This is a genomic window from Yersinia sp. FDAARGOS_228, assembly GCF_002073315.2.
GTDB classification, from domain to species: domain Bacteria; phylum Pseudomonadota; class Gammaproteobacteria; order Enterobacterales; family Enterobacteriaceae; genus Yersinia; species Yersinia intermedia.
Window position 1 is genome coordinate 2,332,183 of sequence record NZ_CP020409.2, and the last position, 24,526, is coordinate 2,356,708.

Consider the following 24,526-nt stretch of genomic DNA (forward strand, 5'->3'; position numbering starts at 1 on the left):
CCGCTTTCCATGGAATTTGCATTTTATATTGCAGCATTGGTGGCAGTGGTGGCGACTATTCGCGTCATCACTCACACCAACCCGGTACATGCGCTGCTGTACTTGATTATCTCTTTGCTGGCTATCTCGGCGGTGTTCTTCTCGCTGGGTGCTTACTTCGCTGGTGCGCTGGAAATCATCGTTTACGCCGGTGCCATTATGGTGCTTTTCGTGTTCGTGGTGATGATGCTGAACTTGGGCAACGTCGAACAACAAGAGCGCGATTGGCTGAAACCGAGCCTGTGGATTGGCCCTGGCTTGTTAGCACTGGTACTGCTGTCGGTACTGATTTATGCCATCAGTTCAATCACTGATTCTGGTATTAGCGGTGAAATGGTCGATGCCAAAGCTGTCGGTATCAGCCTGTTTGGCCCTTATGTGCTGGCAGTTGAACTGGCGTCAATGTTGTTGCTGGCCGGTTTGGTGGTTGCCTTCCATATCGGGCGCGAACATAAACCGGGTGAAGTGATGGGCGCGAGCGACAGCGCGAAAAGAAAAACGGAGGAACAAGCATGATCCCTCTACAACATGGCCTGATTCTGGCGGCCATACTGTTTGTGCTAGGGCTAACGGGGTTGCTGATTCGTCGCAATCTGCTGTTTATGCTGATAAGCCTTGAAGTGATGATCAACGCAGCGGCGCTCGCCTTTGTTGTGGCGGGCAGTTATTGGGGTCAGGCTGACGGTCAGGTGATGTATATCCTGGCGATCACGCTGGCAGCAGCGGAGGCCAGTATTGGCTTGGCATTGCTGTTACAGCTCTATCGTCGCCGTCATACTCTGAATATCGATACAGTCAGTGAGATGCGCGGATGAACCTATTATATTTAACAATTCTGCTGCCACTGCTGGGCTTCTTGCTGTTGGCATTCTCCCGTGGGCGCTGGTCTGAAAATACCTCAGCCACGGTTGGGGTCGGATCGATTGGCTTGACGGCGTTGGTCACACTGTATGTTGCAGTGGACTTCCTCAGCCAAAAGGCTACTGGTGTCCAAGTCTTTAACCAGACGTTGTGGAACTGGATGTCGGTTGGCACCTTCAACATTCCGTTGACCCTAACACTGGATGGCTTGTCGCTGACCATGTTGTCGGTGGTCACCGGCGTGGGTTTCCTGATTCATATGTATGCCTCTTGGTATATGCGTGGGGAGGAGGGCTACTCTCGCTTCTTCGCCTACACCAACCTGTTTATCGCCAGTATGGTGGTTTTGGTGTTGGCAGATAACCTGATGCTGATGTATCTGGGTTGGGAAGGTGTGGGTCTGTGCAGTTACCTGCTGATTGGTTTCTACTACACTAATCCGGCCAACGGCGCGGCGGCGATGAAAGCCTTTATCGTGACCCGTGTTGGTGACGTATTCCTCGCCATTGCCTTGTTCATCCTTTACCAAGAACTGGGTACGCTGAATATTCGCGAACTGATGGTATTGGCACCGCAGAAACTGGAAATGGGCTCTACCGCCATTACCTGGGCGACGCTGATGCTGCTCGGTGGTGCGGTGGGTAAATCGGCGCAGTTGCCGTTACAAACCTGGTTAGCCGATGCAATGGCAGGCCCAACCCCGGTCTCCGCGCTTATCCATGCGGCAACCATGGTGACTGCGGGTGTGTACCTGATTGCGCGTACCCACGGCCTGTTCCTGATGGCACCTGAAGTGCTGCATTTGGTGGGGATTATCGGTGCGGTAACACTGGTGCTGGCAGGTTTTGCCGCGCTGGTGCAAACCGACATCAAGCGGGTGTTGGCGTATTCCACCATGAGCCAGATTGGCTACATGTTCCTGGCGCTGGGCGTTCAAGCGTGGGATGCGGCTATCTTCCACCTGATGACCCATGCCTTCTTTAAAGCGTTACTGTTCCTCTCTTCGGGTTCCGTAATTCTGGCCTGTCACCACGAGCAGAATATTTTCAAAATGGGCGGTCTGCGCAAGACAATCCCATTGGTTTATATCTGCTTCCTGGTGGGTGGTGCCGCATTGGCTGCATTGCCAGTGGTTACCGCAGGCTTCTACAGTAAAGACGAAATTCTGTGGGGCGCATTGGCCAGTGGCCATATCAATCTGATGGTCGCTGGGCTGGTTGGGGCATTCCTCACCGCGCTGTATACCTTCCGTATGATTTTCATTGTGTTCCACGGCGAGCCAAAAACTAAAGCGCATCCGGTTAAAGGGATCACTCACAGTCTGCCGCTGATTGTGTTACTGGTGCTATCGACTTTCGTCGGCGCGCTGATAACACCACCGCTGGCGGGTGTGTTGCCAGAGCTTCACTTCGGTGAAGAGGGCAAAATGCCACTGGAAATCTTCTCCGGCGTGTTAGTGGTTATCGGGATTGCATTGGCTGCGGCACTCTATCTGGGCAAACGCCAACTGGTCAACAGCATCGCGCAAAGTGCGCCGGGCCGCTTCTTTACGGTCTGGTGGTTCCATGCGTGGGGCTTCGACTGGCTGTATCACAATGTGTTTGTCCGCCCGTACTTGTGGATTGCAAGGCTGTTGCAGAGTGATCCGCTGAACTCACTGATGAATACCCCGGCGATACTTTCGCGCTGGAGTAATCGCGGTTTGACGCTCAGTGAAAATGGACAGGTGCGTTGGTATGTCGCGTCTATGGGTTTGGGTGCAGTCGTCGTACTGGCTCTGTTGCTTTTCGTTTAATTAGGGACACAAAACGCCATGCTATTACCTTGGCTAATTCTTCTCCCCTTTATCGGCGGCCTGCTGTCTTGGCAGTGTGAGCGCTTCGGTACTAAAGTACCGCGTTGGATAGCGTTACTCGCGATGGGGCTGACATTGGTGCTCTCTCTGCTGTTGTGGGGGCAGGGCAACTATTCACTGGTTAACCCGGCGGGAATACCGCAGTGGCAATCAGAGTTCATCTTGCCGTGGATCCCACGGTTTGGTATTGAATTCCATCTGGCGCTGGATGGGTTATCACTGCTGATGGTGGTGCTAACCGGCCTGCTAGGTGTGCTGGCTATCCTCTGTTCGTGGCGTGAAATTCAGCGCAACCAGGGCTTCTTCTACCTGAATCTGTTGTGGATTCTGGGTGGGGTTATCGGCGTGTTCCTCGCCATCGACATGTTCCTGTTCTTCTTCTTCTGGGAAATGATGTTGGTGCCGATGTACTTCCTGATTGCCTTGTGGGGTCACAAAGCATCAGACGGTAAAACCCGTATCGCGGCGGCAACCAAGTTCTTCATCTATACCCAGGCCAGCGGCCTTATCATGCTGATTGCCATTTTGGGGCTGGTGTTTGTGCACTATAAAGCCACCGGTATCTGGACCTTCAACTACGAAGATCTGTTGAATACGCCGATGTCCCACAATGTGGAATATCTGCTGATGCTGGGCTTCTTTATCGCCTTTGCGGTAAAAATGCCGGTTGTGCCACTGCACGGTTGGTTGCCAGATGCACACAGTCAGGCGCCAACTGCTGGTTCTGTCGACCTGGCGGGGATTTTGCTGAAAACCGCAGCTTACGGTTTGCTGCGCTTTAGTCTGCCGCTGTTCCCGAACGCCTCCCATGAGTTTGCACCTATCGCCATGTGGTTGGGTGTCATCGGTATCTTCTACGGTGCGTGGATGGCCTTCTGCCAGACTGATATCAAACGCCTGATTGCTTATACCAGCGTGTCGCACATGGGCTTTGTATTGATTGCCATCTATACCGGCAGCCAATTGGCTTATCAAGGTGCGGTTATCCAGATGATTGCCCACGGCTTGTCTGCCGCCGGTATGTTCATCATCTGTGGCCAGTTGTATGAGCGCCTGCACACCCGTGACATGCGTCAGATGGGCGGCCTGTGGGGCCGAATCAAATACTTGCCTGCGCTATCGCTGTTCTTCGCGGTAGCCACACTGGGGATGCCGGGCACCGGTAACTTCGTCGGCGAGTTTATGATCCTGTTCGGCAGCTTCCAGGTGGTTCCGGTGATTACCGTGATCTCTACCTTTGGTCTGGTCTTTGCTTCGGTTTATTCGCTTATCATGATGCAGCGTGCTTATTACGGTGCGCCAAAATCACAAGAAGCGTTACCGGGCATGAGCGCAAGGGAACTGTCCATCATCCTGCTGTTAGTGGTGTTGCTAGTGTTGCTGGGGGTTTACCCGCAGCCAATTCTTGACACATCCCATGCTGCGATGAGTAATGTACAGCAGTGGTTCAATGCTTCATCTATTACAACTACAAGGCCGTAATTCGCCATGACAATAACTCCTCAACAACTGATCGCAATGCTACCGCTGTTGATCGTCGGATTGACGGTGGTGGTTGTGATGCTCTCCATTGCGTGGCGACGCGATCACTTTATTAACGCCACCCTGACGGTCATCGGGCTTAACCTTGCACTGCTGTCACTCTATTTTGTCGGGCAGGTCGGGCCGATGGATGTCACGCCGCTGATGCGGATTGACGGCTATGCGATGTTCTATACCGGGCTGGTGATTGTTGCCAGCCTGGCAACCAGCACCTTTGCTTATCCTTGGTTGAATGGCTATCCAGATAACCGCGAAGAGTTCTACCTATTGGTGCTGATTGCCACCATGGGCGGCATTCTGTTAGCCAGTGCCAACCATTTGGCGTCGCTGTTCTTGGGTATTGAGCTGATTTCCTTACCGCTGTTTGGCCTGATTGGCTATGCCTATCGCCAGAAGCGTTCACTGGAAGCCAGTATCAAATACATGCTGCTGTCTGCGGCGGCATCGTCATTCCTGCTGTTCGGGATGGCGCTGCTGTATGCTGAGTCTGGCAGTTTGTCTTTCGCCGGTCTGGGTAAGAGCCTAAGTGACTCCGCTATCCACCAGCCGTTGATTCTGGCTGGTCTCGGGATGATGATTGTTGGTCTCGGCTTTAAGTTGTCGCTGGTGCCGTTCCAACTGTGGACGCCGGATGTGTATCAGGGTGCTCCCGCTCCGGTATCTACCTTCCTGGCGACTGCCAGTAAGATTGCCATCTTTGCGGTAGTCATGCGCTTGTTCCTGTATGCGCCGGCCGCCGACAGTGAGGCGGTGCGTTTGGTGCTTTCCTTGATTGCGGTGGCATCAATACTGTTCGGGAACTTAATGGCTATCAGCCAGACCAACATCAAGCGTCTGCTGGGTTACTCTTCTATCGCGCACCTTGGCTACTTGCTGATTGCGCTGGTGGCGGTGCAGACCCATCAGTTGGCACTGGAAACCGTCGGTGTTTATCTGGCCGGTTACCTGTTCAGCAGCTTGGGTGCGTTCGGTGTGGTTAGTTTGATGTCCAGCCCGTATAAAGGCCCGGATGCCGAATCGCTGTTCTCTTACCGTGGTCTGTTCTGGCATAAACCGATTCTGTCTGCGGTGATGACCGTAATGATGCTATCACTGGCCGGTATCCCAATGACGTTGGGCTTTATTGGTAAGTTCTTTGTGGTCGCAATGGGTGTCAGCGCCAACCTGTGGTGGTTGACGGGGGCGGTGGTCTTAGGCAGTGCCATTGGGTTGTACTATTACCTGCGTGTGACTGTCAGCCTGTACCTTAGCGCGCCGGAAACATTGGTGCGTGACACGCCAAACAACTGGGCATTAACTGCTGGCGGTGTGGTCGTGCTGATTTCTGCGATTTTGGTGCTGTTCCTGGGTATTTACCCGCAGCCGTTGATCTCGCTGGTTCAGATGGCTCAGCCACTGATGTAATTGATTGTTAAGCCTGTTCCCAAACCCCCTGTTAGCCGAAACGCGCAGGGGGTTTTGTTTTTTTACCCTGTGCTGAAATTAATGTTATTTAAGGTGGGGGTGGGGTAAAACATGGAGCGGTGAACACATTTTTTTGAGATATCTTTATCAGTGATTATTTCACTCTATTCTTAAGGATATTTATGTTGTACTGTATACCTTCGCTTCCATCAATTAATGATAATAACTCTTATACAAAATATGACTCTGATGATTTTTTATCGCTATCAGATGAAATAGTTCCATCTGCCGGCTTTTTTAAAGATAAAGAAACAATCAACTTCTTGCTTGATAGGGCGAAGGGAGATGAAGAATTAAATATGGCGATGATAGAAAATGCATATTTAATTACAAATAAAAATGATATATATATGAGAAACCCTTATGTTACCTTAATCGATAAAGTTAATATTGTTGTAATTAAATCTTTGAATTTATTGCATAAAAAAATAGCCGAAGGCAGTGAAATTCATATTAAAGCTGGCGAATTGCTCAATGAAGTCATCATTAATCATTTCATTGGTACAGCATCTGACTTAAAAAAAGATGATATCAATATTGATAATTGGGTAAATAGAAACCCGCTAACTAAAGCGCTGAAGTTTTGTATTAAAGATAATCATGGGCAGCCTGATATTAATGCGGTTATCTCAGAAAGAGTCATTCAGTACTATCAATCTATAAAAAACGGAGCGTCTTTTTTAGATTGCGACCCTGAGGTACTCACTAATAGACTGCTTTTCAATATTTTTAATTTCCAAACACAAATAGTACCATATGCTAATGAAAAGGGTTTTTTTAGCGAATTGACAGCAAGTGGTGATAAGCAAATTTTTAATAAACGCGCGTGTATCGCGCTTCCAAATTATGCATAGTGTTTATTATGTGACTTTAATCACATAATAAATGTAATGATAACAATAAAATTTATATTTTTGTGACAAAAATACGGAATATTGCTCATCAACTCAGGTAAACTGCTCGGCTTTCACTCAATCGATATTGGTTTGATACTTTCGCGCAGGTAACACTGATGAACATTATTCTGATGATTGCCATTACCACTGGCATTCTCTCGGGTATCTGGGGCTGGGTTGCGGTCAGTTTAGGGCTAATCAGTTGGGCTGGTTTCCTTGGCTGTACCGCCTATTTCGCTTGCCCACAAGGTGGTTTAAAAGGATTACTGATTACGCTGCTAACCTGCCTGAGCGGGGTGTTCTGGGCGATGATGATTATCCAGGGCAGTGCCTTACAACCTGAATGGACGATCCTTGGGTATGTTTTGACAGGGCTTGTGGCGTTTTTGATGTGCATCCAGGCCTGCCAGCAGTGGTTATCATTTGTTCCGGGTACTTTTATCGGCGCTTGCGCTACTTTTGCCGGTAATGGTAATTGGAAGTTGGTGGTTGCTTCATTGTTAGTCGGGGTGGTATTTGGCTACGCTATGAAGAACAGCGGGTTGTGGTTGGCAGCGCGGAGGAGTCAAGGGAGGCGTTCCTTAGGAGCGCCGGTTGATATTGATTAGGTGATCCGGTTCGGTTGATATAACTTTACGGCTGACTTAGCTTCGGGCATGTGAACCGCAGAGCGGATCAGGTTTCGAGGGATATTCGTTCAGATTATCGGTTCGGTTGATAGATACCGGATCAGGTTTCGGTTGATAGTCGTTCAGTTATCACCTTACCTCTGTCGCCTCAACCGAGCAGGAGGGCAAGCCGGCCCTCCTGCACCTGCGGCTTGCGCGAAATATTACTGCTATTCGCAGTGCCCTCCGGCAGTCGTTGGCCTTATCGAGCCAGCGCGATTCGCTCCTGCTCAAGCGCGCTTTTCGCCGCCGTCCATGGCGGCTCACTCGGGCCATCGTCTTTGTCGGTAATATTCCTAATTGCGCTCAACGTCAAAATCAAAACCATTGTTTTTAGGTTTTTAGGTTTTGAAGTTTAAAAGCACATTTGAGCTGCCGAGTGAAGAGTGTAGCAAGGGAAATCCGCCATGGACGGCGGATTTAGGCATCACGCGGAGGGACCCGCGTAAAGCCGTCCCGCCAGCGAAATGATGAGTGAGGGAACCCGCGAAGTGGGCAAGCGATACGTGCGCTAGCGCAGGGGTTCCAAGGGGGTTACGCGCTTGTAACCCCTTTGGCGGTTGAGCCAATGGAGGTAAAGTGAGCCGTGAAGTTATGACAACCGAATTGTTTCACTAGCCAATATCCCCCGAAACCTGATCCGGCCTCTATCAACCAAAATAATACCGAATCAGATAAGATGATTAGCCACTTTAACCACGATCTTACGAATCGGTGCAACGTCACCTAATGTCCCCATCGGGCGATGCAACTCGCCGGGGAACAGCAGGGCAATATCACCCGGTGCCAGTGTTAACAACGTTTCTGTGGTAATACCTTCAAACAAACCGTAATCCCGCTCGCTATCAAAATCCATCGTTGGGCGCTGGCCCTGAGCTGATGGTGAAGCGCCAATCACCTCGCTGCCTTCCAGCAGAATATGAATATCAATATAGTAACGGTGTAATTCAGGGGCTTGTTCATATAATGGCTTGGTCGTGGCGATAATATGATTTAAGTAAATCTCACGCCCTTCAATTTCTTGCTCGCCCGCTGGCAGGTTAACCAAATCCATTTTACAGATAGCCGTTAGTGCTCGGCGGATAACATCTGGATAGATCGGGTTATTCGCTGCGCTTTTCAGTTCATCAAGTATCATAACTCTTCCTATATGATTATGTGGCCCGCACGTTTATGCACAATGACTCACGCTATTTTCATGTGCCAGCGCGACAATACAGTGCTTAACCACACCGGCGACGTCGGGCGAAATATCTATCTGAATAACATCCGGTTCACTGCTATCGGGTATTTCCAGGGTTGCAAATTGGCTTTGCAACAGGCTTTCAGGCATAAAATGCCCAGCGCGCTGCTGCATTCTGTGTAGCACCAAATCGTAATCACCGCTCAACCACAGAAAACGTATCCCTTGATTACCGGCCCGCAAACGATCGCGATACTGCTTTTTCAGCGCCGAACAGACTAAAAAACCAACTTCATTTTTCTGTTGCAGGCTATAGGCCACGTCACTTAGCCGTTCAAGCCACGGAGCGCGGTCGCTATCATTAAGCGGCTGACCTGAGGCCATCTTTTGGATATTGGCACGCGGATGCAGGTCGTCACCATCAATAAACTTGGCGTTAAGTGCCTGTGCCAGTGCCTGACCAACACAGGATTTACCCGTGCCGGATACACCCATAACAATAATGCATTTACCAGACATAATGTTCCTCTGTTCCCGGTTAATTGAAGCATTAACCAACGTCATTGATGGGGCGAATAACGAAGGTCGCTAACCCCCAACAGTTTCAAGCGACGGTTAAACGGCAACTAACATTCCACCATCAACAAACAACAGATGACCATTAACAAAGTCTGACGCTTTGGAGGAGAGATAAACCGCAGCACCAATCAACTCTTCCGGGTCTCCCCAGCGAGCAGCCGGTGTCCGTTTACATAACCAATCAGTAAAGGCTTTATCATCTACCAGCGCTTTTGTCATATCTGTTTTGAAATAGCCAGGTGCGATACCATTGACCTGGATATTATAGCGAGCCAGCTCAACGCACATACCGCGAGTTAGCATTTTTACCGCACCTTTAGAGGCGGCATAGGGGGTAATTGTGTCGCGGCCTAATTCACTTTGCATCGAGCAGATATTGATAATTTTGCCACGCTGACGTTTAACCATATAGCGGGATACGGCCTGTGAAACTAAAAATACTGATTTCTGGTTAACAGCAATGACGTCATCCCAATCTTTTTCTGGAAATTCAGTAAAAGCATGGCGGCGTTGAATGCCAGCATTATTAATTAAAATATCGATAGCACCGATGCTACTTTCTATTTGTTCAATGGCTTCATTAACTGCATCGTGGTTGGTCACATTAAAGGCGGCGGCATGTGCAATAAAACCGCTAGCACGTAATTCCGCCACGGTTTTTTCCGCCCGATCTGCGGTAATATCATTAATAATTATTTCCGCACCAAATTCAGCCAAACCTTTTGCTAATAAAAATCCGATACCTTGTGCTGAACCGGTAATTAATACTTTACGGTTTTCTAACGAAAATAGATTCTTCATAATAATTCCTGATAGAAATGGCGCTTATTAAGCGACATTATAAAATAAATATTATTGAATAATGGCGGTGTGAAAACATGTGCATATCAAACCGTTTTCCGCTTGGGTAAACTGTGATGAAGATCACTTTAAATCATGTTACAACAAGCTGTTACCACATACGTGAGCGATATCCCCTTGATGAAGGGAAAATACCGTCGCTAGCTGGGGTTTTAGCTGTTTTATTGTAGGGTTTCAGATTAACCTATTGATAATAAATTAGATTAATAATATGCCACCTGGCTGTTATTGTATTTTAAAGCGGTAACATGCTTTTCATTACACAAGCTAACAGTGCATAATCACCTTACCCATTGCGCACTCTTGTTCCAGGTATTTGCCATGAAAAACCAGCGTGTTACGTTACAGGATATCGCGTTACTTGCGGGCGTGACCAAAATGACAGTCAGCCGCTACTTACGCACGCCGGAAAAAGTGGCTCCAGAGACGGCCGAGCGTATTGCTCAAGTGATGGCTGAGGTTAACTACGCACCTGATTCTGAAGGGGAAAATGGTCTTAATCAAAAGATCCCGCGTATTGGTATCTTGATTCCTTCCTTTAATAACCAGATTTTCTCTGACTTACTGGCGGGTATTGAATCGGTAACCGCTGCCAGCGGTTATCAAACGCTAGTGGTTAACTATAACTACGATAAAGAACGTGAGGAGGAGCAGATTGTTAATCTGTTGTCCTGTCAGATTTCCGGTCTGATACTCACCGACTCAGAACATACCTTACGTGCTGATAAGTATTTGAATGCAGCCGAAATTCCGGTTGCGCAAGTGATGGATTTAGAACCACAGTTCAACCGTATTACCGTTGGTTTTAATAATTATCAGGCCGCCTACGATATGACCAATACGTTACTGGCCAGTGGTAAGCAGAATATTGTCTATTTCGGCTCGATGTCTGATGTGCGAGATCGCAAGCGTTATCAGGGATATAGCCAGGCGATGGTGGATGCAGGCTTTACGCCATTGCATATCACTCCTAATAAAGTCTCTTCTGTCTCGATCGGGGCTGGGATGTTGGCGCTGGCACGACAAATGTATCCGCAGGTTGATGCTATTTTCTGTACTAATGATGATATGGCCGTCGGCGTGTTACAAGAATGCCTGAAAATAGGCATGGCGATACCGGCTGAAATGGCAATTTCGGGTTTCCATGGCTTAGATATCGGTCAGGCCACCACCCCGGTGCTGGCCAGTGTTACCACCCCACGGTTTGAAATGGGTAAAGTTGCAGCGGAAATTCTGATTAAGAAAATAAAGAAAATCCCTACAATTGAACAGGTTGACCTGCATTACCGCATTTCACTCGGTGGGACTATCTGATCTTCTTACCCTAGCTAGCAGCCATGGCTCTGGATGATGGCTGCGAATCACTTTGGTCAATGGCCGCTAAATTATCCCCCGTCCGTCAATAACAAATAACACCAACCGATAACATTTTACGTAGTTAATTTTATAAGTTCTTAACCGGCATTTGTCTGGCTGAAACAATTCAGCTCTGGCAATGATAGGTCGATCACGTTACCGGTAACATGTTTTCTTAACATGATTTACAGTGACCTGAATCACAAAATAAAACATTGAAAACGGGTCTTATAACGACATTCGCTGAATGGCTAAATCATCCGATGATTACCTGTCGCCATTCTGGTTTTTTATAATTTATTGACATGACCAGGTATCCGTAATGAAAAACAGCAAACAAGCCGTATTAATCATCGCTCCGGTAATGGACTACTTAACTGATAAGTTGGAGCAAACCTTTACTGTGCATAAACTCTTCCAGGTTACTGATCATGCTGAGTTCTTTGCAAAACAGGGCCAGAATATTAAAGGCATCGTGACCCGTGGTGATATTGGTGTTAGCAACGAGGTGTTGGCACTGCTGCCTGAAGTGCAGATAATCTCAATCTTTGGCGTCGGTACCGATGCAGTGGATTTAGCAACCACCCACGAGCGCAATATTATTGTTACTACCACCCCCGGTGTACTGACTGACGATGTTGCTGATACCGCGCTGGGGCTAATCATTGCCACGTCTCGCCGCCTATGTTTGGCCGATAAATTCCTGCGTGCCGGGCAGTGGCCGCACAGCACTCTGCCATTATCATCTAAGGTTACCGGCAAGCGTTTGGGGGTTTTTGGTATGGGGCAGATTGGTCAAGCTATTGCTCGCCGGGCGGCGGGTTTTGATATGCAAATTGCCTATACCGACAAGGTGCACAACGAAACGCTACCCTACCAATATGTGCCTGACCTTATGAGTCTTGCCAGCCAAAGCGATATTCTGGTAGTCGCAATATCGGGAGGGAAAGACAGTGCCGGTTTGGTTAATAAAACCATTTTTGCTGCGATGCCTAATCATGCCATTTTGATCAATATTGCCCGTGGCAGTATGGTGAATCAGGATGATTTAATCCTTGCATTGCAGCAGCAGAATATTGGTGGTGCGGGTTTAGATGTTTTTGCCGATGAACCTAATGTGCCACAAGCCTTAATTGAAATGGACAACGTGGTCTTGCTGCCACACATTGCCAGTGCAACGACTGAAACCCGAATTCAAATGAGCGATATTGTCTTCTCAAATATATTAGCCCATTTTTCTGGTGAAAAAGCCCCTACGGCGATCACCTATAAATAATAGATAATTATTTTTAATTAAATATTGAAAATAGTCAGTGAATTCTAATTAACACCAGAGAATAAACTTCTGTTTATTTGCTTGCGGCATTCCCTACACCATTATTCATGGTGCGGGTAATACTCTGCTATTATCATGAGGCGTGTTTATATGGACAGTAAGATCCCTAATGCCCGTTGGTTTCGCGTTATTGTTCCAATAATGATTGCGTGTATTATTTCTTTTATGGACCGGGTAAATATTAGCTTTGCATTACCCGGTGGTATGGAAAGTGATCTGGCTATTACCAGTCAAATGGCTGGTTTAGCGGGTGGTATTTTCTTTATTGGTTATTTATTTCTACAAGTACCGGGTGGCCGTATTGCGGTTCATGGTAGTGGCAGAAAATTTATTGCTTACTCTCTTTGTGTTTGGGCAGTTGTCTCGATTCTGACCGGTTTTGTCACTAACCATTATCAACTGCTATTCCTGCGCTTTGTGCTTGGGGTGTCAGAGGGCGGCATGTTGCCAGTGGTGTTGACCATGGTCAGTAACTGGTTCCCGGAACGCGAAATCGGCCGGGCCAATGCTTTTGTCATGATGTTTGCCCCAATTGGCGGCATGTTCACCGCGCCGCTATCGGGTTTCATTATTAATGCTCTGGACTGGCGTTGGCTGTTCTTCCTCGAAGGTTCACTGTCAGCCGTGGTGCTGGTGATGTGGTGGTTTGTTATCAGTGACCGACCAGAGGAAGCTAAATGGTTGTCGGCAAGGGAGCGTGATTATCTGGTGACTGAGTTGGCGCGAGAAAGGGCAGAGCGGATGCTCGATGCTCCGGTGACCAATGCGCCATTAAAGGCGGTATTCCTGAATAAAGGGTTGATGAAACTGGTCGCACTGAACTTCTTTTATCAGACCGGCGATTATGGTTATACCTTATGGCTGCCGACCATCTTGAAAAACCTAACCGGCGGTAATATGGCTTCAGTCGGTATTCTGGCGATTTTACCCTTTATTGCCACCACTGCCGGTATCTACCTCATTTCTGCCTTGTCGGACAGAACGGGTAAACGCCGGCTGCTGATTATGGTTTCCCTGTTCTGCTTCGCCGCCGGCCTGGTGACGTCGGTGATTTTCCGCCACAACGTACTGGTATCTTACTTGGCACTGGTGGTGTGCGGTTTCTTCCTCAAAGCCGCAACCAGCCCATTTTGGTCAATTCCGGGTCGTATCGCGGTGCCGGAAGTGGCGGGTGGCGCACGCGGAGTGATCAATGGCTTAGGCAATCTGGGCGGTTTCTGTGGCCCGTATCTGGTGGGCGTAATGATTTTCTTCTATGGGCAGAGCGCGGCAGTTTGCATGCTGGCCGGCTCCCTGATTATTGCCGGATTGATAACCTTAACTCTGCCGAAAGAGTGTGATGTTGAGGTTAGTGCGGCGGGGAAGGGTATCGCTGACAAAGGTTTGGCTAAAGCTAAACGCGCTTAAGCTGTAGCGGGGTATCGGTTGGTAACCATTATGCCCCGCTATTTATCACCGGAGAATTTCATGAATCTACAACAGCAATTAGCCCGCTGTCAGCAGCATCAACAACTACTGCAATTACCTCATTTCAATCATGAAACGGCCTGGCGGCTGGGTGAGAAAATAAAGTGTCAGGCTGAGCGGCAAGGCGTGGCTCTGGCTATCGATATCACGGTAAATCGCCAGACGCTGTTTAGTTATGCCATGCTGGGGACTAGCGCTGAAAATCATGACTGGTTGCGGCGTAAGCGCAATGTGGTGGAGCTACTTAATACCAGCTCTTATGCCGCTGGTTTGATGTTACAACAGCGTCAAACCACACTGGAAGCACGCTACGGTGTTAGTTTGCGGGATTATGCCGCCTTGGGCGGTGGCTTTCCGTTACAGGTTCAACAAGCTGGTGTGATTGGTAGTGTGAATGTGTCCGGCGCACCCCATCTGGACGATCACAATCTGTTGTTACAGGTATTGGCAGATTTTATCGGCCTGCCATTGGGCAGCATTGAAATTTTAGCACCCTTGAGTGAATAAGGAATGGCGATGAACGCGACCCTCATCCGAGTCACGCAACGTATTACTGCGCGATCCGAAGCTACCCGTACTGCTTATTTGCAACGTATCAGCGCGGCCAAAGAAAATACAGTGCGCCGTTCGCAACTGGCCTGTGGCAATTTGGCGCACGGTTTTGCGGCCTGCCAGCCAGACGACAAAATTGCGCTAAAGAACATGGTACGCAGCGATATCGCGATTATTACCTCCTATAACGACATGCTATCGGCACATCAGCCGTATGAATATTATCCGCAACAACTGAAAGATGCCTTGCATGCAGTGGGGGCGGTCGGGCAGGTGGCGGGAGGCGTTCCGGCGATGTGTGACGGGGTGACGCAAGGCCAGGATGGTATGGAACTGTCGCTGATGAGCCGCGATGTAATTGCGATGTCTGCGGCAATTGGCTTGTCACACAATATGTTTGATGGTGCACTCTATCTTGGCGTGTGCGACAAAATTGTGCCCGGTTTGTTGATGGCGGCGTTGTCATTCGGTCATTTGCCAGCGGTTTTTGTTCCTGCCGGGCCGATGGCGAGCGGCCTGTCTAATAAAGAAAAAGTGCGGGTGCGCCAGTTGTTTGCGGAGGGCAAAGTCGATAGACAGGCTTTGTTGGACGCAGAGGCTGCCTCCTACCACAGTGCCGGTACCTGTACTTTTTATGGCACCGCCAACTCCAACCAGATGGTGATGGAGGTGATGGGGTTACATTTGCCCGGTTCCTCCTTTATCCAGCCTAATACGCCGCTACGTGATGCGCTCACCGCCGCCGCCGCCCGCCAGATCACCCGCCTGACAGAAACCAGCGGTAACTATTTACCCATTGGTCAGTTGGTGGATGAAAAGGTGGTGGTTAACGGTATTGTGGCACTACTGGCGACTGGCGGCTCGACTAATCACACCATGCATTTAGTGGCGATGGCGCGTGCGGCGGGGATCATCATCGATTGGGATGATTTTTCTGAATTATCGGAAGTGATACCACAGTTATGTCGCATTTATCCTAATGGCCCGGCAGATATCAATTACTTTCAGGCGGCCGGTGGCGTAGCGCTGTTGGTAAAAGAGCTGTTGCAGGGCGGTTTGCTCCATGAAGATGTCCATACCGTGGCCGGATTTGGCTTGCAGCGCTATACCCAAGAGCCTTATCTGGAACAGGGGCAATTATGTTGGCGTGACGGGGCGCAGCAATCGCTGGATGATACTGTTATCGCCAGTATGGCGATGCCTTTCTCACCACACGGTGGCACCAAAGTCTTAAGTGGCAACTTGGGGCGGGCAGTGATGAAAACCTCCGCGGTGCCAAGTGATCATCAGATTATTGAAGGCCCCGCAGTGGTGTTTGAAAGCCAGCACGATGTCGGCCCCGCGTTTGAATCTGGCGCACTGGACCGCGATTGCGTAGTGGTGGTGCGTTATCAGGGGCCGCGAGCTATTGGGATGCCAGAATTGCATAAACTGATGCCACCATTAGGTGTGTTACTGGACCGTGGCTTTAAAGTGGCACTGGTCACCGATGGCCGCTTGTCCGGCGCGTCAGGCAAAGTGCCCTCAGCCATCCATGTGACACCCGAAGCGTATTGTGGCGGTTTGCTGGCGAAAATCCGTAATGGCGATCGGGTGCGTGTTGATGGTGTCACCGGCGAGCTTTCACTGCTGGTGGATGCGGCTGAACTGGCTGCCCGCCATACCGACTTGCCAGATATCGCGGCCTTCCACGTAGGCAGTGGCCGTGAATTGTTTGGTGCATTGCGCGAACAACTTTCCGGTGCTGAGCAAGGGGCTTGTTGTATCCGTTTTTAGTCATAAAACCGGGGAAGGGGCGTCAGTAACCCTTTTCCCCTCATATTATTTACCATACGGATTAATCCTGAAAACTCCATTTCCGCCTTGAATCAATATTGCACCGGCTATTTTCGGCTATTCTTATGAGATGCCCTTTTTTCACTCATGGAGAACGCATATGAACCGAGATAAAGAACAGCAAACCTCGCTGGATGACGATCTGACTATGCTGACTGATACGCTGGAAGAAGTGTTGCGCGCCTCGGGCGATGCGGCTGATGAAAGCTATCAAGAGATTAAAGCACGGGCGGAAAAAGCACTAAAGGAGGTTCAGAACCGTTTGAATGGCCGCAGTGAATGCTACATCAAACGGGCGAAAGCACTGGCATGTTGCACTAATGATTATGTGCGTGAAAAACCCTGGTGCAGCGTGGGGATAGGGGCAACTGCGGGTTTGATCGTGGGGTTATTGATCGCTCGTCGCTGAATGATTGGCGGCTGATCACTGAAACCATAATCAGGGGCTGCGGCCCCTTTACTCTTCAATTGCACCGTGCTGGGTGCCAGATAACACTTATTGAGTACATAAAACCATCAATATCAAATATTAGTGTGATAACTAACAATAACTTTTGAATCTGACTTTTCTTATTATTCACGGCCCGTATAATCCCACTCTTTCTGTTGATTTGCCGAGGTGGTCGTGAAACAACTTTCTGGTTTGCTGGGTGAATTGCGGCAGAAATTACGTGCCGGTTTCCCTGACCAGGCAGGTATCCGGCAAATTATCGTGCCCGTATCGGGGCGTATCGGTAGCCAATTATTAGAGTGGCTGGCCGCCCAATGTCATTTCCCTCAATTTTACTGGCTCCATCGCGAAGGCCATGAAGAGGCCGCAGCATGCGGTCAAACACGGCTCTTCAATGATATGCAAGCGGCTGATCATTTTATTCAGCAGCATCGGGATGCGAGCGGATTACGTATTTGGGGCTTGAATGCCTTTGAACCGGTGATCGTTAACCAACACGCTGCTGATGGCGCGCCACAGGTGCAGGCCAGTTTCCTGTTTTTGCCCCGCATTGAAATATTACGTCGGGGCGAGCAAACCTATTTAACACTCAATCTGGCCAGTGACTTCTCCCTACAGCAAGATGCTCTGCTCGCAATTACCTTTATTGACCAACTGGTGGCCGCCAAATCGTTGCCTGCACTTGATGCTCAGGTACAACATGCCCAGCATATGCCGGAATATCCGCAGTGGAGCCACCTGATTCAGCACGCGTTGGATGAGATAGCGCAACAGAAGATGGAAAAAGTGGTACTGGCACGCGCCACCCAACTGACGCTGGATAAGCCTCTCTCCTGCGCGGCATTTATGGCTGCCAGCCGGCAGGTTAATCACCACTGTTTCCACTTTATGCTGCGTTTTGATGCACGACGTTCATTCCTCGGCTCCAGCCCAGAGCGCCTGTATCTACGCCAGCAATTGCATTTAGAGACCGAGGCGTTGGCCGGAACGGTATCCAGTGCAGACAGCCCCCAGCAGGCGGCGGAACTGGCCGATTGGCTGATGCATGATGAAAAGAATCAGCGCGAAAATTTATTGGTAGTCGATGATATCTGCCAGCGATTACAGGGCGGGGTGGCCGCAGTGGATGTGATGCCACCGGAAATCATCCGCTTGCGTAAAGTGCAGCACTTGCGCCGCTGCATTCATGCCCAACTTACCCGCGCCAGCGATACTGATTGTTTGCAGCGTTTGCAACCGACAGCGGCTGTTGCCGGTCTGCCCCGCAATGTGGCGCGGCAGTTTATTGCACGGTACGAACCTTTTCCCAGAGGCTGGTATGCCGGTTCTGCCGGTTATCTTTCGGCAAAACAGACTGAATTTAGTGTCGCCCTGCGCTCCGCTTGGGTTGAAGATCAACAGGTCCATCTGTATGCCGGAGCCGGTATTGTGGCAGGCTCTGACCCGGAACAGGAATGGCAAGAAATTAACAACAAATCGGCCGGATTACGCACTTTGCTGGGAAGTCAGTAATAGGATAATAAAATGCCGTAATTAACCGCACTCGTTATGTGGGCGGATTGTGACACCTGAGCGGCAGGTGTAAACTGTGATCACTTTCCTTACTTATAACCATTAATCAGTCACTCCGGGCTTTTTTAACAGGATGAAGCACTATCCTCATGTTGATTATCGCGGTCGCAGTGTCTGTTAATTGACTATTGAGCGAACCATGTCGACAAGTGTTTTTAACCGTCGCTGGGCGGCGTTGTTACTGGAAGCCTTGACCCGCCACGGTGTGCGTCATATCTGTATTGCTCCCGGATCCCGCTCGACTCCGTTAACACTGGCGGCGGCGGCGCATCCCTCGCTGGTTTGTCATACCCATTTTGATGAACGCGGTCTGGGCCATTTGGCATTAGGCTTGGCGAAAGCCTCCACCGAGCCAGTGGCCGTCATTGTCACTTCCGGTACTGCCGCCGCCAATCTCTATCCTGCTTTGATTGAAGCCGGGCTGACCGGTGAGCGGCTGGTGTTATTGACCGCTGATCGTCCACCAGAATTGATTGATTGCGGTGCCAATCAGGCTATTCGTCAACAAGGGCTGTTTGCCAGCCACCCTACACTAAGCCTCAATCTGCCGCGTCCGACACCCGATATTTCTGCCAGTTGGCTGGTTTCCACACTCGATAATGCGATGGCGCAATTACAGCAGGGTGGCTTGCACATTAACTGCCCGTTTGCCGAACCTTTGTATGGCGGTGATGAGCACGCCTATGCCGAATGGTCTGCCACCTTAGGCGACTGGTGGCAGGAGTGCCATCCGTGGCTGCGTCAATCCTTATCTGTGCCACAAGGCCAGCAAGCGGACTGGTTTTTCTGGCGACAAAAGCGTGGAGTGGTGATTGCCGGGCGCATGACGGCACAAGAGGGGCAGCTACTGGCTGAATGGGCTGATTTGCTCGGTTGGCCGCTGATAGGTGATGTGTTGTCACAAACCGGTCAGCCGCTACCTTGCGCTGACTTATGGCTCGGGCATCCCACCGCTAAAACTATTCTCTCGCAGGCACAGATTGTGCTGCAATTTGGTAGCAGCCTGACCGGTAAACGGCTGTTGCAATGGCAGGCTGGGTGCCAACCGCAAGAGTACTGGTTGGTCGATAACTTGCCCGGTCGCCTCGACCCGGCAAATCATCGTGGCCGCAGAATCATTTCACCGGTGAATGTATGGCTGGAGGAACATCCAGCACAGCGCCGCACGCCGTGGGCCGGGGAACTGACCATCTGCTCGGAGAATGCTCAAGCCCATGTGGCTGAAGCCTTGAATGAGCAATTTAGCGAAGCCGCAGTCGCGCATCAACTGGCAGAATTATTACCGGATAATGGTCAGTTGTTTGTCGGTAACAGTTTAATTGTGCGCTTGATTGATGCATTGGGCCAACTGCCTGTTGGTTATCCGGTTTACAGTAACCGTGGGGCCAGTGGCATCGATGGTTTATTGTCAACAGCAGCCGGTGTTCAGCGCGCAACGGCTAAACCCACGTTGGTTATCGTGGGTGATTTATCGGCCTTATATGATCTTAATGCTCTGGCGTTGTTGCGCCAAAGCTCGGCACCTACGGTGTTGCTGGTGGTGAACAATAATGGCGGGCAGATTTTCTCGCTGTTACCCACCCCAGAAGCCGATCGACAGCGCTTTTACTGCATGCCGCAAGATGTGAGTTTTGAACATGCTGCGGCGATGTTCAGTCTGCATTATGCCCGGCCAGATAGCTGGCTCCAGCTTCAGCACCAAGTAGAGCAATGCTGGTTACAGGGTGGCGTTACACTGATTGAAATCGTGGTGCCGCCAAGTCAGGGGGCAGAAACACTGCAACAACTGGTGCAACAGGTGGCGCAATTATGACGCTGGCTTGCCGTAAACTCGATCCTCACCCGGAGTCTCCCGCCCGGCATCATTGTGGGCCATGGTTGGTGTGGTTACATGGTTTGTTAGGCAGCGGTCTGGATTGGCTGCCGGTTGCTGAGTTATGTGGCGATTATCCCTCACTGCTGATAGACCTGCCTGGGCACGGTAAATCGGTCGCCCAGACTACCCGTGGTTTTGCGGATATCAGCCGTCAGTTAGTACAAACGTTACAGGCTAACGGTATTCGCGAATATTGGCTGGCAGGCTACTCTTTAGGGGGGCGAATTGCGATGTATCACGCCTGCTATGGTAGTCATCATGGCTTGCAGGGCTTATTGGTCGAAGGGGGTAACCTTGGGCTGGAAAGCGCTGAATTGCGTGAAAAACGGTTGCAGCATGACCGCCTGTGGGGGCAGCGTTTTCGCCAAGAGCCGTTGCCTCAGGTGCTGGCCGACTGGTATCAACAGGATGTATTTGCTGATTTAGACACACAACAGCGCGAGAAACTGGTGTTACTGCGGGCGGATAATCATGGCCCGGCGGTTGCTGATATGCTCGAAGCAACGTCACTCGGCCATCAACCCTGGCTGCTACCGGCGTTGCAACGGCTTACTGTCCCTTACACTTATCTGTGTGGCGATCGCGACCATAAATTCCAGCAATTGGCTGTTCAATTCTCGCTGCCATTACGCACACTGGCGCGTGCCGGACACAATGCCCATCGGGCGAATCCCGGTGCTTTTGCCGCGCAGGTGCTTTCATTTTTATCACAGTCTTCATTTTTGTCACTCCCCCGTTAAAGGAATGCTTACTATGCTTTATCCGAGCGAAGAACAACTGTACGCCGCTATCGACTGGCAGGATTGCTCTACTGGATTTGAAGATATTCGTTATCACAAATCCAGCGATGGTATCGCCAAGATAACCATCAACCGCCCCCATGTGCGTAACGCATTCCGCCCGCTAACGGTTAAAGAGATGATTCAGGCGCTGGCTGATGCCCGCTATGACGACAATATCGGCGTGATCATTTTGACCGGTGAAGGTGACAAAGCGTTCTGCTCCGGTGGTGATCAGAAAGTCCGTGGCGACTACGGCGGCTATAAAGATACCAGTGGCGTCCATCATCTGAACGTGTTGGATTTCCAGCGCCAGATCCGTACCTGCCCGAAACCGGTCGTGGCAATGGTCGCAGGTTATTCTATTGGTGGTGGTCATGTATTACACATGATGTGTGACTTAACCGTCGCCGCCGATAATGCTATTTTCGGCCAGACCGGGCCAAAAGTCGGTTCATTCGACGGCGGTTGGGGTGCAGCCTATATGGCGCGCATTGTCGGCCAGAAAAAAGCGCGCGAAATCTGGTTCCTGTGCCGCCAATATGATGCTAAACAAGCCTTGGATATGGGGCTGGTGAATACCGTGGTACCTATCGCTGAACTGGAACGTGAAACTGTGCGTTGGTGTCGTGAAATGCTGCAAAACAGCCCAATGGCGCTGCGCTGCCTGAAAGCCGCCCTGAATGCTGATTGTGACGGTCAGGCGGGTCTGCAAGAGTTGGCGGGTAACGCCACAATGTTGTTCTATATGACCGACGAAGGTCAGGAAGGGCGTAACGCATTTAATGAGAAACGCCAGCCGGACTTCAGCAAATTCAAGCGTAATCCGTAATGCGCGCGGCCACGCTATACCACTATAGCCTTCCGATGGAAGCGGGAGTGATACTGCGCCACCAGCGGCTGAAAAGCCGCGATGGGCTACTGGTTAAATTGCAGCAGGGCGAACAGATTGGTTGGGGGGAAATTGCCCCCTTGCCGGAGTTCAGTCAGGAAACGCTGCCTGAAGCACAGCTTGTGGCGCAACATTGGCTGCAAAACTGGGTGAATGGGGCAGAACCTGAACTTGATGCTTTGCCATCAGTCGCTTTTGGCCTCAGTTGTGCGCTGGCGGAGCTGAATCAAACGCTGCCATTAGCGGCAAATTACCGCAAAGCACCATTGTGCACCGGTGATCCCGATGAACTATTTGCCGTGCTACAGGCGCTCCCTGGGGAAAAGGTCGCCAAGGTGAAAGTTGGGCTGTATGAAGCGGTGCGTGACGGCATGATTGTTAATGTGCTGCTGGAGGCTTTGCCGGACTTAACGCTACGGCTGGATGCCAATCGTAGTTGGACGCGGGCGAAAGCTGATGGGTTTGCGAAATATGTCAATCCTGAACTGCGCACACGCATTGCATTTTTGGAAGAACCGTGTAAAACCCGCGCCGAATCCCGTGAGTTTGCCCGTGACACGGGGATTGCTATCGCTTGGGATGAGAGTGTACGCGAGGCTGATTTTAAGGTTGAAGCCGAACCTGGTGTGGTGGCGATTGTTATCAAACCGACGCTGGTGGGCAGCATCAGCCGCTGTCAGCAACTGGTGCAGCAAGCGCATCAGGCGGGGTTGGTAGCGGTAATCAGTTCCAGCATTGAATCCAGTCTTGGCTTAACCCAACTGGCCCGGCTGGCTGATTGGCTGACACCGGATACCGTGCCGGGGTTGGATACGCTGAGCCTGATGCAGGCGCAGTTAGTCCGTCCGTGGCCGGAGAGTACCTTGCCTATGGTGACAACCGAACAGTTGGACGTGCTATGGCACAGTTGAATGATTGGCCCTGGCAATATTCTTCTCCCTGGACTTACTCTTCTCCTTGGAAATACTGGGCCAATCTGCGACCTCAGGCGATCGCCATACGCTCGGGGTCACAACTGATCAGTTGGCAACAATTAGCGGCTGATATCGATAGCCTGGCAGCGGGGTTTCAACAGCAAGGTGTCGCCCCCGGTAGTGGTGTGGTACTGCGCGGTAAGAACAGTCACACATTGTTGATGGCCTATCTGGCGGCATTGCAGTGTGGCGCGCGCGTTTTGCCGCTCAATCCACAGCTACCTGATGCGTTGCTGGCACAACTCCTGCCACAGTTGGATATTGATTTTGTGCTGAACCTGGCAGCCCCGCTGGCAGTGTCTCTCTGCTTCACGCCGCTGCGACTTGATACAGATAGTGCCGTTATGACACCGGTTGTCTGGGATAGTTTACGTCTGGCGACGATGACATTAACGTCTGGCTCTTCCGGTTTACCCAAAGCCGCAGTGCATTCGCTGGCGGCGCATTTGGTCAGTGCCGATGGCATATTAAAGCTGATGAGTTTCACCTCGGCGGATAGCTGGTTGCTGTCATTACCGCTGTTTCATGTATCGGGGCAGGGTATTGTCTGGCGCTGGCTGAGTGCCGGGGCCACCTTGGTGGTGCAAGAGGGGGGGGCATTACACGATGCCCTGGCCGGATGTAGCCACGCTTCTTTAGTTCCCACTCAGTTATGGCGGTTACTGGCAACAGATGACTCGGTGTTAACACTGAAAGAGGTGTTACTGGGCGGAGCAGCCATCCCAACCACCCTGACACAACATGCCGAAGCCCGTGGCATTCGCTGCTGGTGTGGTTATGGTTTGACCGAAGCCGCTTCAACCGTTTGTGCCAAACGAGCCGATGGCTTGCCCGGCGTGGGGGTAGCGCTAGCGGGGCGAGAGGTGAAACTGGTTGAAGATGAAGTATGGATAAAAGCAGATTGCCTGGCGGCGGGTTACTGGCAGCAGGGAAAGTTGCAGCCCATAACCGACAGTGAAGGGTGGTTTCATACCCGTGATCGCGGGATGTGGCAGCAAGGTGAGCTGCATATTATCGGGCGGCTGGATAATCTGTTTTTCAGTGGTGGTGAGGGTATTCAACCGGAGGATATTGAGCGGGTTTTGTTACAGTATCCGGGGATACAGCAAGCTTTTGTTGTGCCGCAGGTTGATGATGAATTCGGTCACCGGCCAGTAGCGGTGATAGATGTTGCCGATGAGGTGGATGAGGCGAGTTTATCGGATTGGCTGATACCACAATTGGCGGTCTTCCAGCGACCAATTGCTTTTTACCGCTTACCGGCGGCGCTTAAGCAGGGGGGGATTAAGGTATCCCGACAGGCGGTTATTGATTTTGTGGCTAAGTTGATTTGATTTGGTGACAGGGTTCGGTTGTTAAAGCACCAGGTAAACAGCTATCGTCTTTATCGGTAATACTCCTGATTGCGCTTAACGTCAAAAGAGAAAATCAAAACCCAGTTTTTAGGGTCTTGAGCTTAAAAAGCACATTTGAGCCGAGGGTACCTG

22 protein-coding genes are annotated in these 24,526 nt (G+C 50.5%); 19 read left to right on the forward strand and 3 right to left on the reverse strand.

Annotated features, from left to right (window positions below):
* Positions 1 to 9 precede the first annotated feature (9 nt).
* The 7 genes from nuoJ to A6J67_RS10800 all read left to right on the forward strand — a co-directional run bounded on the left by nuoJ (position 10) and on the right by A6J67_RS10800 (position 7,265).
* Positions 10 to 555: an NADH-quinone oxidoreductase subunit J gene (nuoJ, locus tag A6J67_RS10770; RefSeq protein ID WP_005191302.1), complete on the forward strand. Its 546-nt coding sequence runs from the start codon at positions 10 to 12 to the stop codon at positions 553 to 555.
* Positions 552 to 854, forward strand: a complete 303-nt coding sequence (gene nuoK, locus A6J67_RS10775) for an NADH-quinone oxidoreductase subunit NuoK (protein ID WP_032815102.1) — start codon at positions 552 to 554, stop codon at positions 852 to 854. Before nuoJ ends, nuoK begins: the two co-directional genes overlap by 4 nt.
* Positions 851 to 2,695 (forward strand): NADH-quinone oxidoreductase subunit L, encoded by a 1,845-nt coding sequence (nuoL, locus tag A6J67_RS10780; RefSeq protein WP_032907635.1) that lies wholly within the window; start codon positions 851 to 853, stop codon positions 2,693 to 2,695. The genes nuoK and nuoL overlap by 4 nt, the downstream gene beginning before the upstream one ends.
* Positions 2,696 to 2,713: 18 nt before the next feature.
* Positions 2,714 to 4,237, forward strand: a complete 1,524-nt coding sequence (gene nuoM / locus A6J67_RS10785; protein ID WP_005191297.1) for an NADH-quinone oxidoreductase subunit M — start codon at positions 2,714 to 2,716, stop codon at positions 4,235 to 4,237.
* Between the two features lie 6 nt (positions 4,238 to 4,243).
* A complete protein-coding gene (gene nuoN / locus A6J67_RS10790) occupies positions 4,244 to 5,701 on the forward strand; it encodes an NADH-quinone oxidoreductase subunit NuoN (protein ID WP_042568324.1) in 1,458 nt (485 codons plus the stop codon).
* 182 nt (positions 5,702 to 5,883) lie between these two features.
* Positions 5,884 to 6,615, forward strand: a complete 732-nt coding sequence (locus A6J67_RS10795) for a hypothetical protein (protein ID WP_080608163.1) — start codon at positions 5,884 to 5,886, stop codon at positions 6,613 to 6,615.
* Between the two features lie 158 nt (positions 6,616 to 6,773).
* Positions 6,774 to 7,265 (forward strand): DUF1097 domain-containing protein, encoded by a 492-nt coding sequence (locus A6J67_RS10800; protein ID WP_050073739.1) that lies wholly within the window; start codon positions 6,774 to 6,776, stop codon positions 7,263 to 7,265.
* Positions 7,266 to 7,995: 730 nt separating this feature from the next.
* Here A6J67_RS10800 and A6J67_RS10805 read toward each other — a convergent pair.
* From A6J67_RS10805 to idnO, 3 genes are all read right to left on the reverse strand, one after another.
* Positions 7,996 to 8,463 (reverse strand): YhcH/YjgK/YiaL family protein, encoded by a 468-nt coding sequence (locus A6J67_RS10805; RefSeq protein WP_042568323.1) that lies wholly within the window; start codon positions 8,461 to 8,463, stop codon positions 7,996 to 7,998.
* Between the two features lie 33 nt (positions 8,464 to 8,496).
* The gene (locus A6J67_RS10810) at positions 8,497 to 9,027 is read right to left on the reverse strand and encodes a gluconokinase (RefSeq protein ID WP_032907632.1); all 531 of its coding nucleotides are present in this window, start codon (positions 9,025 to 9,027) and stop codon (positions 8,497 to 8,499) included.
* A 96-nt stretch (positions 9,028 to 9,123) separates the two neighbouring features.
* Positions 9,124 to 9,888 (reverse strand): gluconate 5-dehydrogenase, encoded by a 765-nt coding sequence (gene idnO / locus A6J67_RS10815; protein WP_050296725.1) that lies wholly within the window; start codon positions 9,886 to 9,888, stop codon positions 9,124 to 9,126.
* A gap of 381 nt (positions 9,889 to 10,269) precedes the next feature.
* On the opposite strand from idnO, the gene A6J67_RS10820 reads away from it, so the two are divergent.
* The 12 genes from A6J67_RS10820 to menE all read left to right on the forward strand — a co-directional run bounded on the left by A6J67_RS10820 (position 10,270) and on the right by menE (position 24,373).
* Positions 10,270 to 11,262 (forward strand): substrate-binding domain-containing protein, encoded by a 993-nt coding sequence (locus A6J67_RS10820; protein ID WP_032907629.1) that lies wholly within the window; start codon positions 10,270 to 10,272, stop codon positions 11,260 to 11,262.
* Between the two features lie 364 nt (positions 11,263 to 11,626).
* Positions 11,627 to 12,580: a 2-hydroxyacid dehydrogenase gene (locus A6J67_RS10825; protein ID WP_050296724.1), complete on the forward strand. Its 954-nt coding sequence runs from the start codon at positions 11,627 to 11,629 to the stop codon at positions 12,578 to 12,580.
* 150 nt (positions 12,581 to 12,730) lie between these two features.
* Complete coding sequence (locus A6J67_RS10830) at positions 12,731 to 14,047, forward strand: MFS transporter (protein WP_005191269.1); 1,317 nt, start codon at positions 12,731 to 12,733, stop codon at positions 14,045 to 14,047.
* A gap of 60 nt (positions 14,048 to 14,107) precedes the next feature.
* A complete protein-coding gene (locus A6J67_RS10835) occupies positions 14,108 to 14,614 on the forward strand; it encodes a heme-degrading domain-containing protein (RefSeq protein WP_042568321.1) in 507 nt (168 codons plus the stop codon).
* Between the two features lie 9 nt (positions 14,615 to 14,623).
* Positions 14,624 to 16,435 carry a phosphogluconate dehydratase gene (edd, locus tag A6J67_RS10840; protein ID WP_050296723.1) on the forward strand — a complete coding sequence of 604 codons (1,812 nt, stop codon included), beginning with the start codon at positions 14,624 to 14,626 and terminating at the stop codon, positions 16,433 to 16,435.
* Positions 16,436 to 16,595: 160 nt separating this feature from the next.
* Positions 16,596 to 16,904 carry a DUF883 domain-containing protein gene (locus tag A6J67_RS10845; protein WP_005191261.1) on the forward strand — a complete coding sequence of 103 codons (309 nt, stop codon included), beginning with the start codon at positions 16,596 to 16,598 and terminating at the stop codon, positions 16,902 to 16,904.
* A 216-nt stretch (positions 16,905 to 17,120) separates the two neighbouring features.
* The gene (gene menF / locus A6J67_RS10850) at positions 17,121 to 18,458 is read left to right on the forward strand and encodes an isochorismate synthase MenF (protein WP_050296722.1); all 1,338 of its coding nucleotides are present in this window, start codon (positions 17,121 to 17,123) and stop codon (positions 18,456 to 18,458) included.
* A gap of 199 nt (positions 18,459 to 18,657) precedes the next feature.
* Positions 18,658 to 20,331, forward strand: a complete 1,674-nt coding sequence (menD, locus tag A6J67_RS10855; protein WP_050073734.1) for a 2-succinyl-5-enolpyruvyl-6-hydroxy-3-cyclohexene-1-carboxylic-acid synthase — start codon at positions 18,658 to 18,660, stop codon at positions 20,329 to 20,331.
* A complete protein-coding gene (gene menH, locus A6J67_RS10860) occupies positions 20,325 to 21,134 on the forward strand; it encodes a 2-succinyl-6-hydroxy-2,4-cyclohexadiene-1-carboxylate synthase (RefSeq protein ID WP_080984862.1) in 810 nt (269 codons plus the stop codon). The genes menD and menH overlap by 7 nt, the downstream gene beginning before the upstream one ends.
* A 13-nt stretch (positions 21,135 to 21,147) precedes the next feature.
* Complete coding sequence (menB, locus tag A6J67_RS10865) at positions 21,148 to 22,005, forward strand: 1,4-dihydroxy-2-naphthoyl-CoA synthase (RefSeq protein WP_005191245.1); 858 nt, start codon at positions 21,148 to 21,150, stop codon at positions 22,003 to 22,005.
* Positions 22,005 to 22,976, forward strand: a complete 972-nt coding sequence (menC, locus tag A6J67_RS10870; RefSeq protein ID WP_032907620.1) for an o-succinylbenzoate synthase — start codon at positions 22,005 to 22,007, stop codon at positions 22,974 to 22,976. The genes menB and menC overlap by 1 nt, the downstream gene beginning before the upstream one ends.
* Entirely contained in the window at positions 22,964 to 24,373 is a 1,410-nt protein-coding gene (gene menE / locus A6J67_RS10875) for an o-succinylbenzoate--CoA ligase (RefSeq protein ID WP_105165830.1), read from the forward strand. Before menC ends, menE begins: the two co-directional genes overlap by 13 nt.
* Positions 24,374 to 24,526: the final 153 nt, after the last annotated feature.